The sequence below is a fragment of the Serratia sp. CoH_134_PS_4 genome (genome assembly GCF_058190535.1).
Window position 1 is genome coordinate 91,355 of sequence record NZ_JBXWKI010000001.1, and the last position, 17,959, is coordinate 109,313.

Annotated in this window: 12 protein-coding genes; 9 read left to right on the forward strand and 3 right to left on the reverse strand. The window is 57.2% G+C overall.

Annotated elements, in window-relative coordinates; genetic code table 11:
- The first annotated feature begins 101 nt into the window (after positions 1-101).
- The 8 genes from AC2FCQ_RS00465 (at position 102) to cobA (ending at position 13,939) form a co-directional block, all read left to right on the forward strand.
- Positions 102-1,676 carry an ABC transporter substrate-binding protein gene (locus AC2FCQ_RS00465; protein WP_490308157.1) on the forward strand — a complete coding sequence of 525 codons (1,575 nt, stop codon included), beginning with the start codon at positions 102-104 and terminating at the stop codon, positions 1,674-1,676.
- A gap of 58 nt (positions 1,677-1,734) precedes the next feature.
- Positions 1,735-3,015, forward strand: a complete 1,281-nt coding sequence (locus tag AC2FCQ_RS00470; protein ID WP_209635428.1) for a nitrate regulatory protein — start codon at positions 1,735-1,737, stop codon at positions 3,013-3,015.
- A 270-nt stretch (positions 3,016-3,285) separates the two neighbouring features.
- A complete protein-coding gene (locus AC2FCQ_RS00475; protein ID WP_209635426.1) occupies positions 3,286-4,545 on the forward strand; it encodes a CmpA/NrtA family ABC transporter substrate-binding protein in 1,260 nt (419 codons plus the stop codon).
- Positions 4,546-4,553: 8 nt separating this feature from the next.
- The gene (gene ntrB, locus AC2FCQ_RS00480) at positions 4,554-5,450 is read left to right on the forward strand and encodes a nitrate ABC transporter permease (RefSeq protein ID WP_490308158.1); all 897 of its coding nucleotides are present in this window, start codon (positions 4,554-4,556) and stop codon (positions 5,448-5,450) included.
- Positions 5,451-5,460: 10 nt separating this feature from the next.
- Positions 5,461-6,249, forward strand: coding sequence for an ABC transporter ATP-binding protein (locus AC2FCQ_RS00485; RefSeq protein WP_404759371.1), 789 nt, complete (start codon positions 5,461-5,463; stop codon positions 6,247-6,249).
- Between the two features lie 10 nt (positions 6,250-6,259).
- Positions 6,260-10,405 (forward strand): nitrite reductase large subunit NirB, encoded by a 4,146-nt coding sequence (gene nirB / locus AC2FCQ_RS00490; RefSeq protein ID WP_490308160.1) that lies wholly within the window; start codon positions 6,260-6,262, stop codon positions 10,403-10,405.
- Complete coding sequence (locus tag AC2FCQ_RS00495; protein ID WP_490308162.1) at positions 10,402-13,053, forward strand: nitrate reductase; 2,652 nt, start codon at positions 10,402-10,404, stop codon at positions 13,051-13,053. Before nirB ends, AC2FCQ_RS00495 begins: the two co-directional genes overlap by 4 nt.
- Before the next feature lie 13 nt (positions 13,054-13,066).
- Positions 13,067-13,939 (forward strand): uroporphyrinogen-III C-methyltransferase, encoded by an 873-nt coding sequence (cobA, locus tag AC2FCQ_RS00500; RefSeq protein WP_490308163.1) that lies wholly within the window; start codon positions 13,067-13,069, stop codon positions 13,937-13,939.
- Here the strand turns inward: cobA and AC2FCQ_RS00505 are convergent.
- Positions 13,886-14,449 carry a YbhB/YbcL family Raf kinase inhibitor-like protein gene (locus AC2FCQ_RS00505; protein WP_404759374.1) on the reverse strand — a complete coding sequence of 188 codons (564 nt, stop codon included), beginning with the start codon at positions 14,447-14,449 and terminating at the stop codon, positions 13,886-13,888. The genes cobA and AC2FCQ_RS00505 overlap by 54 nt on opposite strands.
- A gap of 66 nt (positions 14,450-14,515) precedes the next feature.
- On the reverse strand, positions 14,516-15,268 hold the full coding sequence (locus AC2FCQ_RS00510; RefSeq protein WP_404759375.1) for a prepilin peptidase: 753 nt from the start codon (positions 15,266-15,268) through the stop codon (positions 14,516-14,518).
- A 528-nt stretch (positions 15,269-15,796) separates the two neighbouring features.
- On the opposite strand from AC2FCQ_RS00510, the gene AC2FCQ_RS00515 reads away from it, so the two are divergent.
- Entirely contained in the window at positions 15,797-17,308 is a 1,512-nt protein-coding gene (locus tag AC2FCQ_RS00515) for a YchO/YchP family invasin (protein WP_265553791.1), read from the forward strand.
- On the opposite strand, the gene narL is transcribed toward AC2FCQ_RS00515, so the two are convergent.
- Positions 17,305-17,955 carry a two-component system response regulator NarL gene (gene narL / locus AC2FCQ_RS00520; protein ID WP_209635406.1) on the reverse strand — a complete coding sequence of 217 codons (651 nt, stop codon included), beginning with the start codon at positions 17,953-17,955 and terminating at the stop codon, positions 17,305-17,307. The genes AC2FCQ_RS00515 and narL overlap by 4 nt on opposite strands.
- Positions 17,956-17,959: the final 4 nt, after the last annotated feature.

Here is a 17,959-nt window from a genome sequence, read left to right on the forward strand (position 1 = left end):
TCTTGGTAATAAATAAAGCAATTTATAGTCGTTCTTCTGCTAAGCCGCTGCCCCTACACTCGAAAAATAGCGCATCCGCGTGATTTTGGAGAGTGCATCTTATGAAACGGTTCATCCCGACCTTATTATTCAGTGCCCTGGTAACCAGTTATGGTGCGCAAGCGGTCACCCCAAAAGACACGCTGGTGGTGGTCAGTTCGCTGGAAGGCATCATCAGCCTGGATCCGGCGGAGAGCTTTGAAACCGTCAGTTCGGCCAACCTGGTCAATTTGTACCAGCGGTTACTTACGCCGGACCGAACCACACCGGAAAAACTGGCTCCGGAGCTGGCCAGTGGGTGGGTGGCGGGGGCGGACGGCCACAGCCTGATTTTTACCCTGAAGGCTAACCAACGCTTTGCTTCCGGTAACCCGGTGCGGCCCGAAGACGTGATTTTCTCGCTGGTGCGTGCGGTAAAGCTGAACAAGGCACCGTCGTTTATTCTCGGTGAGTTAGGCTGGACGCCGGATAATGTTGCGAGCCAATTGACGAAGCTGAGTGACAGCCAGTTGCGCGTGAGCTGGTCGGCCAGCATCGGCAGCGGACTGGCGTTGCGGCTATTGACTGCACCAGTAGCGTCCATCGTCGATGAAAAGCTGTTGAATGAACACAGCCAACAGGGAGACTACGGCAACCTTTGGTTGCGCTCGAATTCCGCAGGGGCCGGCCCCTATCGTGTCAGCAACTATGTCCCGCATGAGGCACTGCTGTTCAGTCGCAACGACTACGCTCAACCGCAGGCAAAACTGAAAACGGTGCTGCTAAAGAATGTTAGCGATGCCGGGACTCGACGGTTATTGTTACTCAAGGGGGACGCAGACGTGGCCTATGACCTGGGGGCCGATCAGTTCAATTCGCTGCGTAAAGAACCGGGTATCCGCATAGAACAGCAGGACTCGGCCAAGGTCTATTACCTCGGTTTCAACACCGGCAGCAAACAGGTACCGGCGTTGAGTAACCCCGCCCTGTGGCAGGCGGCGCGCTGGCTGGTGGACTACCAGGCGATTGCTGACACCCTGTTGAAGGGGCAATACCGCGTCCATCAGGCATTTCTGCCGCTGGGGCTGGACGGTGCCATCGACAATCAACCGTTCAGACTCGACGTGGACAAGGCCAAACGGATTTTGCATGACGCCGGGATCGCCGAAGGGACGCGCATTGATCTGATCGTCATCAACCAACCGCCTTATACCGATATAGCCCAAGCGTTGCAGGCCAGCTTTGCCAAGGCGGGTTTGCAATTGGCTATCCATCCGGTGGTGGAGAGTGACCTGTGGGGCAAAATGCGCAGCCGTGATTTCCAGGCCATTTTCACCTATTGGGGCGCCGATTATTTGGATCCAAACACCAACGCCAGCGCCTTCGCCTACAACGTGCCGGATGGGCCGAAAACCCTGGCCTGGCGTACCCAGTGGAATATCCCGGCGTTGAGTGCAGAAACTCGTGCGGCAGCGGCGGAAGGCGATGGCGCACAACGCGCTGCCCGTTATGCCACACTTCAGCGCGAAGTGCAGGCCAGTTCCCCTTACGTCGTGGCGCTACAGGGGCAAACCCTGGTGGCTCTGCGCGATAACGTCAAAGACGCCAACGTGGATATCGCCAACAGCATGCTGTACCTGGATCGCGTGAGTAAGTAGTTCCCCACGGCACGGCTTTTGCAGGATGAGGTGTATTTACCGACTCGGGGATCCTGTCATGAGCCGTAATCACGCTTTCCCTTCTCGCGCCGGCGATTTTTTGCTGGCTTCAAAACGTTGTGAAATTACCCTGTTGCAGCAGCTGTTGCAGATGGGGAAGTTGGTTGGTCGGGTCAGCCAACTGATCCATGTGCTCCAGCGGGAACGCGGTACCGTCAATATTTACCTCTGTTCGCAAGGAGCGCTGTTCAGCGAGCGGCTAGCCGGACGCGCTCAGGACGTGGAGCAGGCCGAGCTTGAAGTGCAACGACAGTTGGCGCAGTTGGACGACAATAGCGCTCCGCTGGTCAGCGCCAGCCGTCTGTTCAGCCGTATTGCCTGCGCGTTGCATAATCTTACGGCTTTGCCTGAACTTCGCCGTCAAGTGCAGCAGCGGCAGATGTTGCAACCTGTGGCAATGAACACGTTCAATGACATCATTCACAGTTTGTTGGCGCTGGTATTCGAAGCGGCGGACGCCTGCGTGGATCCCAGAACGGCACGCGCTTTGATCGCTATGTTCAGCTTTATGCAGGGCAAGGAGTTGGCGGGGCAAGAGCGGGCGATCGGCTCGGCCGGTTTCGCCGCTATGCGTTTTGATAATACGGCACACCAACAACTTTTGATGCTTATTGAGGGACAGGAGCGCTGTTTTCATACCTTCAGTGAGTTTGCCGATCAATCCTCGTTAGACCAATGGCAACGTATGCAACAGCAGGATGACCGCGAATTTGAGCGCCTGCGTCGTATCGCGTGCACCCAATTGCAACTGAGCGATCGCGCTGATAGCAGCCTGCGTTGGTTCGAGATTACCAGTGCGCGTATCGATCTGATGAAGCACATTGAGGACCGGTTGGAAGAGGCACTGATGGCCAGTTGTCGCCATAGTCTGGCGCAGGCCCAGCGCGCGCTAGCGACGGATTGCGTGGGTGATGTTCCGCCGCAGGCGAAAGAAAGCTACGCAGTGTTCGTGGCCGCGCCCTTGGGGGATGCGTCGCCGCTGGTGGGGGACGGCATCAATCCACGTCTGGGACGCTCGATGCTGGAGCTGATCCAACAGCAGTCACAACGGTTACAGGTCTTGTCGGAGGAACTGGCAACGGCGCGGGCAACACTGCATGAGCGCAAAGAAATTGAGCGTGCCAAAGGGCTGCTGATGCAGCATCGGGGGCTGACGGAGGCACAGGCCCACCGGTTACTGCTCAACATGGCGATGAACCAAAATCGGCGGCTGATTGATATCGCCAACGCCATGCTGGCGGTAGCGGATATTTTGCCACCGGCAGGAGATACTCCCTAAGGAGTATATGCACACAGTCAGTGCAGTTACTGCCTTGCGACTGTGCAGAAAAAACCACAATGCAAGGCGCGGTGGCGCGTTGCGCCGGAAAATCCACGGGTTACGGAGTTGGCACGCAAGCTGCATTAAATAAAACGTAACCCGGCCAATGGCGGTCGGGTTACCAATAATATTTTGGATAAAGGCGTCCTTTCAGCATGTTCACCCCAACGGTGGAATGTGCTGATGGGACGCCTTTTTTATTTTATCGCCTGATTGAAGGACTTGCTGATGACGCACACAAAACCCCCGGGGCTTAGCTTGACGCGCCGCCGTTTTCTGGCCGGTAGCGCGGCGCTGGGCGGCAGCATGATGTTGCCCGGTCTGATGAATGCTGCCTGGGCCGCAGGCTCTGACGCACCGGAGAAAAAAGAGATCCGCGTGGGCTTTATTCCTCTCACCGACTGCGCGTCTGTGGTGATGGCTGCGGTGAAACAGTTTGATCAGAAGTACGGCATCAAAATCATCCCAAGCAAGGAAGCCAGTTGGGCAGCGGTGCGCGATAAATTGCTGTCCGGCGAGCTGGATGCGGCGCACGTGTTGTACGGCATGGTTTATGGCCTGCAGCTGGGTGCCGCAGGGCCGCAGCATGATATGGCCGTGTTGATGACACTCAACAATAACGGTCAGGCGATTACGCTTTCCAATCAGTTGAAACAAGCCGGTGTCACCGATGCGGCGACGTTGAAAAAGGCTGTCGATGCCAGCGCCAAAGGGACTTATACCTTTGCCCAAACCTTCCCAACCGGTACCCACGCCATGTGGCTGTATTACTGGCTGGCGAACGCCGGTATCCATCCGTTTGATGACGTACGTAACGTCGTGGTGCCGCCGCCGCAGATGGTGATGAACATGAAGATCGGCAACATGAGCGGCTTCTGCGTAGGTGAGCCGTGGAACCAACGTGCGATTGCCGAGAACATCGGATTTACCGCGATCACCAGTCAGGATATTTGGCCCGATCATCCGGAAAAGGTGCTGGGTACGACAGGTAACTGGGTGGCGACTCACCCCAACAGTGCGCGTGCGCTGACTGCTGCGGTATTGGATGCCGCACGCTGGATCGACAGTTCAGATGCCACTCGCCAGGAAACGGCGAACACCGTGGCAGGGCGCGCCTATATCAATACCAAACCGGAAATCATTACCGGTCGCATGCTCGGTCAGTATCAAAACGGCCTGGGCAAGTCTTGGCAAGATGCCCACGCGATGCGCTTTTTCCACGATGGGGAGGTGAGCTATCCCTATTTGTCCGACGGTATGTGGTTCCTGACACAGCATCGGCGTTGGGGCCTGCTGAATACCGAACCTGATTATCTGGGCGTTGCCCAGAAAATAAACCGTATTGAGATCTACAAACAGGCAGCCAGCGCGGTGGGTGGGGTGAGTTTGCCCGCCAGCGATATGCGCACCAGCACGTTGTTTGACGGCAAACGATGGGACGGCAGCAATCCGGCGGAATACGCCAACGGTTTCACTTTAAAGCGCTGAGGTAACCAATGAAGAATCTGGCTGAACGGAGAGATATTCCTGTGTCATCAGGTGTGGAAGTCAGTGCGCAAATTGTGCCATTGAAGCGACCGAGCACTCCGTCGTCGCCGCGTGCTCCTCGTTGGCGTTTATACCTTCAGCGGTGTTTTCGTCGCGGGATACCTGCGCTTTTGGGGGTGATATTGACCTTGGTGGTGTGGCAAATAGCGGCGCTTAACAGCAAGGGGTTTCCTACGCCTTGGGCCACCTGGCAGGCGGCTCTGGTGCTGTTTGCCGATCCATTTTATTCCGCCGGGCCGAACGACCAGGGTATTGGCTGGAACGTGTTGGCTTCGTTGCAGCGCGTGGCGACGGGTTTTGGGCTGGCGGCGCTGGTGGGGATCCCTGCCGGCTTTCTGCTGGGGCGCTTTGCGTTTCTGGCCAACATGCTTAACCCGATCATTTCGCTGTTGCGCCCGGTGAGCCCATTGGCCTGGCTGCCGATTGGTCTGCTGCTGTTCCAACGTGCGGAACCGGCGTCAACATGGACCATTTTCATCTGTTCGATCTGGCCGATGATCCTCAATACCGCGGAAGGCGTCACGCGTATTCCGCAGGATTATCTCAACGTGGCGCGGGTGCTCAAGCTGTCGGAGTGGACGGTGATGCGCAAAATCCTTTTCCCGGCGGTGCTGCCTTACGTATTGACCGGCGTGCGCCTGTCGATAGGTATTGCCTGGCTGGTGATCGTGGCGGCAGAAATGCTGACCGGCGGCGTCGGCATCGGTTTTTGGATCTGGAATGAGTGGAACAACCTCAACGTCGAAAACATCATTATCGCCATCATTGTGATCGGCGTGGTCGGGTTGCTGCTAGAGCAGGGGCTGATGTTGTTGGCAAAACGTTTTAGCTATCAGAGTCGTTAAGGAGCACGCCATGAAACCCATTATTCAGGTCCAAAACGTCAGCCAGCGCTTTGCTACGCCACAAGGGGAATTTATCGCACTGGATAGGGTGAGTTTTGATATTCAGGCCGGAGAGACAGTCAGCCTGATCGGCCATTCCGGCTGTGGTAAATCAACCCTGCTGAACTTGATTGCCGGGCTTACGTTGCCCAGTGACGGCGTGCTGTTGTGCGATAACCAGCATATTACCGGGCCTGGCCCGGACCGGGGCGTCGTGTTTCAAAACCATTCGCTGCTGCCGTGGCTGACCACCTATGAGAACGTGGCGTTGGCGGTGCATCAGGTGTTTCGCCAAGAGATGAACCGCAGCGAAATGCGTGACTGGATCGAACACAACCTGGCGTTGGTGCACATGAGTCACGCGCTACACAAACGGCCACACGAAATTTCTGGCGGTATGAAACAACGCGTCGGCATTGCTCGCGCGCTGGCGATGAAACCCAAGGTACTTTTGATGGACGAACCCTTTGGTGCGCTGGATGCGCTGACCCGCGCCCATTTGCAAGATGCGGTGATGGAAATCCAGCAGCGTTTGCATACCACCCTGGTGCTGATTACTCATGATGTGGACGAGGCGGTGCTGCTGTCGGATCGGGTATTGATGATGACCAATGGCCCCTCGGCCACCGTCGGCGAAATTCTGCACGTGGCACTGCCACGCCCACGCTCAAGGGTTGAGCTAGCGGACTCCCCGGACTATCACCATTACCGTCAGCAGGTGCTGAAGTTCCTTTATGAGAAGCACGCGAAAGCGGCATGAGAGCCAGAAGATGGACAAATCCAAACTGGTGGTGATTGGCAACGGCATGGCCGGTATGCGGTTGGTGGAAACCCTGTGCCAGCGAGTACCTGAGCGTTATGCCATCTCGGTAATTGGTGATGAGCCACGCGGCAATTACAACCGTATTTTGCTGTCACCCGTGCTGGCAGGAGACAAGACGTTTGCCGATACCCTGCTGCATGACGATGACTGGTATCGGCAACACCGTGTGCAACTGCTGTCTGGAGAGCCTGCGTTGAGGGTCGATCGGCAGCAAAAGTGCGTAATCACGGCCCGGCATCAACTGCCTTATGACCTGCTGGTGTTCGCTACCGGTTCGCGCCCGTTACGGCCCTCGGTAGAGGGGGGGACATTAAAGGGCATTTATGGCTTTCGCACGCTGGATGACGTTGAGGCAATGCTGAGTCACTGCGGCACAGGCAGACCAGCGTTGGTGGTAGGGGGCGGGGTTTTGGGTATTGAAGCGGCGGCAGCGCTGGCGCAGCGCGGCATGGGGGTCACCGTGGTGCACCGTGGCGAGCACTTGATGGAGCGGCAGTTAGACGCACATGCAGGACGGATGCTGCAACATACCTTGCGGCAACGGGGTATCGAATGCCGGTTGCGGTGTGAGGTTAACCAATTTCATGGCAGCGATCGGGTGAGCCGCGCCACGTTGAGCAATGGGCAACAACTGGACTGTGAACTGGTGGTCATTGCCATGGGTGTACGACCTGAGATCAGCCTTGCACAGGCTGCTGGACTGGCTTGCGATCGCGGCATTGTGATCAACGATCGGATGCAAACTGACGATCCCACCGTGTTCGCCATCGGTGAATGTGCCCAGTTTGGCAGCACAACCTTCGGCCTGGTGGCGCCTTGCTGGCAGCAGGCCGGGCTGTTGGCACAACAACTGAGTGGTGAATCAGTGGCGGGTTATCGACCGACCCCACTGCATACCCGTCTGAAGGTGAGCGGGATTGAAGTATTCAGCGCTGGGGAAATGGCGGCAGGCGCGCAGACTGAGACTTATCACGCTGAAGATCCACAGGTGCAGCATTACCGTCGGTTGCTGGTACGTGACGGCAGATTACAGGGCGTGGTGCTGTATGGCGACGCTCAGGACAGCGCCTTTTATCTGCAACAGCTTAGCCAACCGGTTCAACAACCGGATGCCCTGTTGTTTGGCCATAGTGAACCTGAGGCGCCAATGGCGTCTGAAGAGAGGATTTCTGATATGCACAAACCCGTTCTGTTGGTTGCCGGACACGGCATGGTTGGGCATCACTTCCTGGAACAACTGGTTATTCGTGAGTTGCACCAGCAGTACCACATTGTGGTGTTTGGCGAAGAGCCGGTCGCGGCATATGACCGGGTACATTTGTCCGAGTTTTTTTCCGGCCGCAGTGCAGACTCGCTGTCAATGGTGGCGGCTGGCTTCTTCGAGCAGAACGGTATAGAGCTGCGCTTGGGACAGGCAGTTTGCGCTATCGATCGCCAACGTAAATGCGTGATTGATGCCGAAGGTCGTGAAACGGCCTATGACCAACTGGTACTGGCAACCGGTTCTTACCCCTTTGTTCCGCCCATTCCAGGCAACGACCGTCCGGGTTGCCTGGTTTACCGCACACTTGAGGATCTGGACGCCATTGCGGACTGCGCCAGCACTGCCCGCGTGGGGGTGGTGGTCGGCGGCGGCCTGCTCGGGTTGGAGGCCGCCAACGCGCTGCGCCAGCTTGGCTTGAACACCCACGTGGTCGAGTTTGCCCCGCGCCTGATGGGGGTACAGCTCGATGACGGTGGTGCAGCCATGCTGCGCAAAAAAATTGAAGCGTTGGGCGTCAGCGTGCATACCGGTAAACAAACGCAGGCGATTATTGACGGTTCGTTACACCGTCACTGCATGGTTTTTGCTGATGATGAACGCTTAGAGGCTGATTTAATTCTTTTTTCCGCCGGAATTCGTCCCCGTGACCAACTTGCTCGTGCTGCGGCGCTGGAGGTGGGCGCACGCGGTGGCATCGTGATCGATAGCCAGTGTCGAACCAGTGATGAGGCGATCTACGCCATCGGCGAATGTGCGTTGTGGAACGGGCAAATTTTCGGACTGGTGGCACCGGGTTATCAGATGGCGCGTACGCTGGCGGATTGCTTGGCGGGGCACGATAGCGTGTTCTGCGGCGCGGACATGAGCACCAAACTGAAACTGTTGGGTGTCGAGGTTGCCTCGATCGGCGATGCCCACGGGCATACGCCGGGCAGCCAAAGTTACAATTGGGTCGATGGCCCGGCGCAGGTGTATAAAAAAATGGTCATCGATGTTGACGGTAAACGGTTACTGGGCGCGGTATTGGTAGGTGACAGCAGCGAATACAGCACACTACAGCAAATGATGCTCAATGATATGCCGTTGCCTGCCGCACCGGAAAGCCTGATTTTACCCACCTCGTCCGGGGTGATGCCGAAAGCACTGGGGGTATCGGCGCTGCCGGCAACGGCGCAGATTTGCTCCTGCCATAACGTCAGCAAGGCCAACATCAGCGACGCAGTGGCCCAAGGGTGTGGCGATTTGGCCGCGGTGAAAGCCTGCACCAAAGCGGGGACCGGCTGTGGCGGTTGCGCTGCACTGGTTAAACACGTGATGGAACATGAACTGCAGCAGCGTGGCGTGGTGGTAAAAAAAGACGTTTGCGAGCATTTCGCTTACTCACGCCAGGAGCTGTATCACCTGGTTCGCGTTGGCCATATCCGCACCTTTGATGAGCTCTTGGCCCGGCATGGTCATGGTCACGGCTGCGAAGTATGTAAACCACTGGTGGGATCTATTCTGGCGTCGTGTTGGAATGAGTATCTGCTCAAACCTCCGCATCTGCCCCTGCAAGATACTAACGACCGCTTCTTTGCCAATATCCAAAAAGACGGGACTTACTCGGTGGTGCCGCGGGTACCGGCCGGTGAAATAACCCCGGCAGGGCTGATCGCCATCGGTCAAATCGCTTTGCGCTATCAACTCTACACCAAGATTACCGGCGGCCAGCGGGTTGACATGTTTGGCGCACGATTGGAGCAATTACCGGAGATTTGGCAGCAATTGATCGACGCCGGGTTTGAGACCGGGCATGCCTACGGCAAGTCACTGCGCACGGTAAAATCTTGCGTTGGCTCCAGTTGGTGCCGCTATGGCGTGCAGGACTCTACCGCGCTGGCTATCGAACTGGAGCACCGTTACAAGGGGTTGCGATCGCCGCACAAAATCAAGATGGCGGTTTCCGGCTGCACCCGAGAGTGTGCGGAGGCGCAGAGCAAAGACGTTGGGGTCATAGCAACCGATAAAGGCTGGAACCTGTACCTGTGCGGCAACGGCGGCATGAAACCACGCCATGCAGATTTGTTTGCCAGCGATCTTGATACCGCCACGCTGATCCGTACGGTCGACCGTTTCCTGATGTTTTACATTCGTACTGCCGATCGCCTACAGCGCACCAGCACCTGGATGGACAATCTGGAGGGGGGGCTGGACTACCTGCGTGAAGTGGTTTTGCAGGACAGCCTGGGGATCGGTAGCGAATTGGATGCCGAAATGGAAACTGTGGTCAGCCATTACCAATGTGAATGGCAAACCACGCTCGCCAGTCCGGATCGTCTGAAGCTGTTCCGTCCGTTTGTTAACAGCGAGCAGCCCGATGAGGCAATCGTCTGGCAGCCGGAGCGCGGGCAACGCCGTCCGGCTACGAGGGAGGAGCGTGGCCAAGTGATCGAGGTGCAACCGGCGCCGAACACAAAAGAACAATGGCTGGATATCTGCGCACTGGTGGACATTCCGGACAATACGGGAATTGCGGCCCGTCTGGGGCAGCGGCAAATCGCCCTGTTTAATTTACCGGGCAGCGGTGTTTATGCGTTGGCTAACCAAGAGCCTGACAGTGACGCCAATGTGCTGGCACGTGGGTTGCTCGGCGACGTGGGGGGCGAGCCCGTCGTGATTTCCCCGCTGTACAAACAACGTTTCCGCCTGAGCGACGGCATCTGCGTGGATAATGCCGAACGCAGGGTCACCGCCTGGCCAGTAAAGGTGGAGGCAGACCGAGTGTGGGTGTGTAGCACGCCATTGGGGGTACGGAGTGCGTTGCCCGAAACGCTGGACGTAACATCATGACCGCCGTGCATTGCACCACCTGTCCTTACTGCGGGGTTGGCTGTGGGGTGACTATAGCGCAGCAGAACAACGGTGTGTTGACGATTGGCGGTGATACTGCGCACCCGGCCAATCAGGGGAGGCTCTGTGTTAAAGGCAGTGCGCTGGGTGAAACGCTGGATCTGGCGGGCCGCCTGCTGCAACCGCAGGTCGATGGCCAATCAGCCTCCTGGGAGCGGGCGCTTGGGCAAGTGGCGCAGCGTTTTAACCATATTATTGAACAACATGGGCCACAGGCCGTGGCGTTTTATGCCTCCGGCCAACTGCTGACCGAAGACTATTATGTGGCGAACAAACTGATGAAGGGATTCATTGGTGCGGCCAATATCGATACCAACTCCCGGTTGTGTATGGCATCTGCCGTGGTTGGCTACAAGCGAGCATTTGGTGGCGATGCCGTGCCCTGTTGTTATGAAGATATCGAACAGGCGGATTTGGTGATATTGACCGGTTCTAACACTGCGTGGGCGCACCCGGTGGTCTATCAGCGTCTGGTGAAAGCGCGGCAGCAACGCCCGCAGATGCGGGTGGTGGTGATTGACCCACGAGAGACGGCAACCTGTGATATTGCCGACGTACATTTGCCGCTGCAACCCGGCACTGACGCCGCGTTATTTACGGGCGCACTGCGTTGGTTGGTTGAACAGGACGGCCTGGATAGCGCCTTTTTGCAACAGCATGCCAGTGGCACAGAGGCGACATTGGCAGCGGCAGCAGAGTGGACGCCGCAGCGGGTCGCAGAGTTTTGCGGATTGCCGCTGCGGACAGTACTGACGTTTTTCCAATTGCTGACCACGTCCTACAACTGGGTGACGCTTTATTCGATGGGCATTAACCAGTCCGCCAGTGGTGCGGATAAATGCAATGCGATTATCAACCTGCACCTGGCGGGGGGGCGCATTGGTCGGGCGGGCAGCGGTCCGTTTTCGATAACCGGTCAACCCAATGCCATGGGCGGACGCGAAGTGGGTGGGTTAGCCAATCAACTGGCAGCGCATATGGGGTTCAGCGCCGAAGAGACCGACCGGGTACAACGTTTTTGGCAATCACCCCGCATCGCCCGCCAGCCGGGGCTGAATGCGGTGGCGTTGTTTCAGGCGATAGCGGCCGGGCAGGTGAAAGCGGTGTGGATCATGGGCACCAACCCGGCGGTCTCTCTGCCCGATGCCGATGCCGTACGGCAGGCGCTGAAGCAATGCCCGCTGGTGGTGGTATCCGACGTAATGGCAATGACCGATACCGCCGAGTTGGCGCATATTCGCTTGCCGGCGCTGGCCTGGGGGGAAAAAGAGGGCAGCGTGACTAACTCCGAACGCTGCATTTCACGCCAGCGTGCTTTTCTGTCGCCACCGGGACAAGCCCGGGCTGACTGGTGGATCCTCAGCCAGGTTGCGCAACTTATGGGTTATGGTGAGGCATTTGGTTACCAGCATCCGTCAGAGATTTTCAGCGAACATGCAGCACTGTCCGCATTTGAAAATAACGGAACGCGCGCGTTTGACATCGGCCTGTTGGCGGGATGGGATAAGCAGCAATGGTTAGGCATGACGCCGGTGCAGTGGCCGGTGAATGAACAACATCCTGCCGGTTGCCGGCGCTTGTTTGGTGATAAGCGATTTTTCCATGCTGACGGCAAGGCGCGATTACTGCCGGTGACGCCGCGCCTGCCGCAAAATGCGGTATCGCAGCGCTATCCACTGGTACTGAATACGGGGCGTATCCGCGATCAATGGCACACCATGACACGCACCGGTAAAGCGGCGCGGCTGATGCGCCATTTGAGCGAACCTTTCTGTGAAATACATCCACAGGACGCCGCCGAGTTGGGGATTGCTGACAGCAGCGTGGTACGGCTCAGCTCTCCGCATGGCTGGATGCTGGCACGAGCGCAGTGCAGCCCAGGGCAACGTCGCGGCAGCGTGTTCGTTCCTATGCACTGGAACGGCCAATTTACCGGACAGGGGCGGGTTGACAGCCTGATCCCACCCGTGGTGGATGCCGATTCCGGGCAGCCAGAAAGCAAACATGCGCCGGTGCGAGTAAGCCCGTGGCCAGTGAGTTGGCAGGCGGAGATTTTTTTGCGTGCTGAGGTAGCCGCGCCCAAGGGCATTTACTGGAGCCGGGTCGCGCAGGACGGCTTGACGCACTACATCATGGCTGGGCAGCAACCGGTTGAAGATTGGCAAGCCTGGTTACAGCAGCATTTCACGTTGGCGGGCCTGACATTGCAAACGGCACAGCTGGCACAGCGGGGTCTGCATCTGATTGGCTGGCGGCAAGGCGAGGTGCAATTGGCGTTTTATGCCCGCCAGCATGCACCCGCGCTCGATCGACCGGCGATCCTTACTGCGTTTAAACAGGCACCCGCCAGCGGACCGCAACGGCTGGCGCTGCTGGCAGGGCGTGGAGCCGCCGATCAACCTGCGGCGGGTGCGACGGTTTGTAGCTGCTTTGGCGTAGGGGAAAATCGCATCATTGCGGCGATCCAGTCAGGGTGTCATAGCGCGAAGGCGTTGGGAGCCAGCCTGCAATGCGGCACCCATTGCGGTTCTTGTCTGCCAGAACTGAAAAAACTGATTCAACAGCATGCGTCCCAACGGGTAGCTTAGCGGAGGTATCGATATGAACGTGATTGATAAACTGCTGTATGCCGGGGACAGGCAACAGCCGGTACGTGGCGGTGAGGTATGGCTGGTGGGGGCCGGACCAGGGGATGCCGAGCTGCTGACCTTGAAAGCGCTGCGGGTGATCCGCCAGGCGGATGTGGTGGTGTTCGATCGCCTGGTTTCCCCGGCGGTAATGGCATTGCTGCCGCTGGAGACGTTGCGAATCGACGTGGGTAAATCCATGGGGTGCCACACCCTGTCGCAAGTGGAGATCGAACACCTGCTGGTGGAACTGGCGCAGGCGGGTAATCGGGTGGTGCGGTTGAAAGGAGGGGACCCCTTTATTTTTGGCCGTGGCGGGGAAGAAATGGTGCAATTACAGCGCCATGGCGTGCCGTGTCATGTGGTACCGGGTATTACCGCTGCCAGCGGATGTGCGGCGGCGAGCGGTATTCCGCTGACCCATCGCGACTACGCGCAATCGGTGCGTTTTGTCACTGGACATTGCCGCAGCGGTGAAGTGGATCTGGATTGGCAAAGCCTTGTTACCGCAGGGCAGACGCTGGTGTTTTATATGGGGCTGACCCTGAGTGAAACCATTGCGGCACAGCTGATACGCCATGGCATGGCGGGACAGACCCCCTTGGCTATCATTGAGCGCGGTACGCAACCGCAACAGCGAGTATTAATCGGTACTTTGTCCTCACTACCGGCGTTGATCGTCAATCAGCGGCCTATGTCACCCAGCCTGCTGGTGATTGGTGAGGTGGTCAGTCTGCACCGCCCTGTGACGGTCAACGCTGTGCGGCCCCAAAAGGCGCGGGCCTTTAGCCCTCTATTGGCCGAAGCGGCCGATAATGCCCGCACCGCCCTTGGCGTGGCCCTGTAGTTTTTCCAGTAGCTGTTCACGGGTTAATCCGGGGCCAAGTGCATGCGGGGGGAGATCGGTGGCGATCAGCACAAACGTGTAGTGATGCAGCCCAGAGCCAGCGGGCGGGCATGGGCCATGATAAACCGCGGTACCCGGTGAGTTTTTGCCACCGACAAAGCCTTTGCCTTGGGTGAGATCGCCTTCAGCGAATCCGTTGATGCTGGCAGGGATGCCATAGGCGACTAAATGGCTGACGCCCAGACCGGCTTTGCCTTCTGGATCGGACAGCAACAAGGCGAAGCTTTTGGTGCCTACGGGGGGGTTGGCCCAGCTTAGCGGTGGAGAAACGTTATCGCCGGTACAGCTGGCGTTGCCAGGGGTGGCGCCGGCATATTTCTGCGCCAGCATACCGTTATCCTGAAACGCCGGTGAGCTGAGGGTAAAGGTGCTGGCGGCTTGCGCCGCAAAGGGTAACGAACCCGTAAATATCACGCTGAGCGCGAGTGCGGATAAACCACGACCGATCATACAGCCTCCTGTGTTTGCTTAAATAAAGCATAGTGGCGCAGAGGCTTGCCCGCTATAACAGCCGGATCAACAGTCGGCTATAACAGTGGCCAAAGGGGAGAGCCTGTCTGCCATTGGGGTGAAATAAGCTGAAATTAAGGAATTTCCCTTGATGAAGGTCACGATGCCCATGTCGGCCATCGATAATAGAATCCACCAACCTGAAATGGCCAGATAAAGGCCAAATGGCAGCGGGGAATGCCCGTCGGTTTTGCGCAATAAACAGGCCAAAACCGTGGTGCACAGAGCGGCGGCGGCCGCGACGGTGACCAGCACCGGTAAAGCAGCCCATCCCGTCCAGGCACCCAATGCCGCCAGCAGTTTAAAATCGCCTTGGCCGATGCCGTCAGTTTTACGTTTGCATCTATAGGCCGCATTGAGCAGCCACAGCGACAGGTAACCGGCGATTGCGCCCGTGACCGCCTCACTCAGCGAGGTAAAGTAACCCTGCTGGTTAACCCACAATCCGGCCCACAGTAACGGTTGTGTCAAGCGATCGGGCAGTAAGCGGTATTGCCAGTCGATGAACGCCAGTGCGAGCAAGAGGGCGGCCGCCGACAGTAAGAAGAACCCTTGTGGTAGCGGGATACTGAAAGGCAGTGCCGCCATGCCGGCACCCAGGGCGATCCACCAGACCCACCGTATTTTCGGGGGGGATGGCGGTGGCGTAAGCCCCTGTGACAGTAAATCAATCAGCCGTATTGCTGCCGCGGCCGGAAGGAGCATAGCCAGGATAAAAAACCCGCGATACCAGAGCTCGAACGGTGGCCCACTAAACATAAAATGTCCCTGCTGAACTGAAAGTAGTGTTCAAAATAGCGGCAAAACCCGGTGGGAAGGGAGTGAATGATTTGCCGTTTTTCAGTCTTGCGAGGTGGGCCGCAACGTGTTGCACTTGGCAGCGCAAACGCGCTGAGGTTTTAAATTAATATTGGTAATCAGTGTTTTGATATGATTTTGTATTTTGGTGTGCGTTTTTTTTAGGCAAAATTGAGAGTGAAATAAAGTGAATTTTACCCTTTGGGTTGGGGGGATGAAAGCCGTAGCCCGAAGACGGCAACCTCTTCTTGCCGAGTGGTGCTTTGTGTGACGGTGTCACAATGCCAAATGAGGTTTATCCGATTGTTTCTCATCAGAAACCGATTAGACTTTGGGTTTTACGATGCACTTTGGTGTCCCGGCACCCGGCAGAGAAACGCCCTCTGTTCAGCCAGTGTGTGATCCTTGGGGTGTCTGTTGCCTGGAGTGGCGGCAGCAAAAAAAGGTTTATGCGCCAAGCCTTCTGGATGAGGCGGCGGCGACTGCGTAATGACAGACGTTATACAAAAAGCACGTTGTACAATGAGAGAAGCCGTTCATGTCCTCTCCCGCCTTGCTGGTTGTTCACCGGCCGCGTGGTTATTGGGGGCGTTTGCCTGTGCGTTACCCGCCTATGCCGAGTCCCCGCCAGCGCCAGACACCGTGACCCCACAACCCACCGCGGACGATAGTCTTCCTGAGCTGGGCAGCAACACGTCGAATGATGCCGAACGCGAGAAAGAGTGGGCCACCATGGCCAAGCAGTTGGGGGAACGTAATCTTAATAACGTTTCGGGCCAGCAGGTGCGTGCCCGTGCCGAAAACTATGCCGTGGGCCAAGCCAGTGATGTATTGCAACAACAGGCTCAGGAATTGCTCTCTCCACTGGGGACCGCCAAACTGTCGTTGGCCATGTCCGATCGCGGGGATTTTGCCGGCAGCAGCGGGCAGTTGTTCAGCCCGCTTTATGATGTCAACGGCCTGCTGACCTACAGCCAGATAGGTTTGCTGCAGCAAACGGGCGGTTCGCTCGGCAATCTTGGCGTTGGGCAGCGCTGGGTCGCTGGCGATTGGTTACTCGGGTATAACACGGTGCTCGACAGCGATTTCGAACGTCATCACAACCGCGCCAGCTTGGGAGCGGAGGCCTGGGGCGATTTCCTGCGTTTCTCAGCAAACTATTACTACCCGTTATCAGCCCTGGCGCAACAGGCCGATAACGCGGAGTTTCTTAGCCGGCCGGCGAAGGGCTATGACATTACTACGCAAGGCTACCTGCCATTTTATCGCCAGATTGGTGGCTCGCTCAGCTATGAGCAGTATTGGGGAGAGAATGTCGATCTGTTTGGCAGCGGTAAAAAGCAAAATGACCCGCGGGCTATGCAGTTGGGGGTAAATTACACCCCGGTTCCCTTGGTCACGGTGAAAGCGTTGCATAAGATGGGTGAGGGTGGCGTGAGTCAGGATCAGGTTGAGTTGGCGCTAAGTTATCGGCTCGGCGTGCCTTTGGTGAAACAGATATCGCCAGAATATGTTGCGCAGGCCAAGTCGTTACGCGGCAGCCGTTATGACAACATCGAGCGCAAAAATGTGCCGGTGATGGCGTTCCGCCAGCGCAAAACGCTACAGGTGTTCCTGGCGACACCCCCCTGGCAACTGAATCCGGGGGAAACGCTGCCGTTGGTCTTGGAAATTAAAACCACCAACAAGATCACCCACGTCAGCTGGCAGGGAGACACCCAGGCCTTGAGCTTGACGCCGTCACAAAACAGTAACGATCCGCATGGATGGAGCCTGATTGTGCCGCAATGGGATGACGCACCAGGTGCCAGCAACAGTTACCGTTTATCGGTTACGTTGGAGGATGACAAGCACCAGTTGGTAACCTCAAACTGGATCCAACTGCAGGTGACAACGCCTTTGACGCTGTCTGCCGGTAACGAGGAAGGTCTGCCACCGGCAAAAATACTGCAAACGCCGGCTATCCCGGCAGAGACTGGGCCGTTATACGGCGATAACTAACCGTTCTTGCCCTGTAATACCCATACTGCGGCCTCAACGCGCGACTTCAGCTTCATTTTTTTTAAGAGGTGCTTAACGTGCACCTTGACGGTGCTCTCAGTGATGGTCAATTTGCGTGCGATCATTTTATTCGGCAGGCCTTGAGCGATCAGCTTCAGAATGTCGCGTTCGCGCGGCGTGAGCTGCTGGATATCGCGCTCGGCGCTGGGGCGGTTCTCACGCAGGCTGGCAGCCAGAATGGGCGTTAAGGCTTCGCTGAGTACCATTTGACCGGTCGCCGCCTGATGCAAAGCTTTCAGCAACTCTTCCGGTTCCATGTCTTTAAGCAGATAGCCATCGGCACCGCGTTTTAGCGCGCTGACGACATCATCTTCATGATTCGAGACGCTAAACACGACAATGCGCCCGGAGAGTGCGGTCATTCGCAAACGATCCAGCGTTTCCAACCCGTTGATACCCGGCATGTTGAGGTCAAGCAGGATCAGATCAGGATCGTGCTCTTCGGCCAGTGTGACGCCTTGTTCACCATTACCGGCCTCGGCGATTACCTGCAGGCGCGGATCCATGCCGATGAGCTGTTTTACGCCGTTACGCAGCATTGGGTGGTCGTCAATCAGTAAAATGGTGGCGGCAGTTTCAGTTGTCATGTTT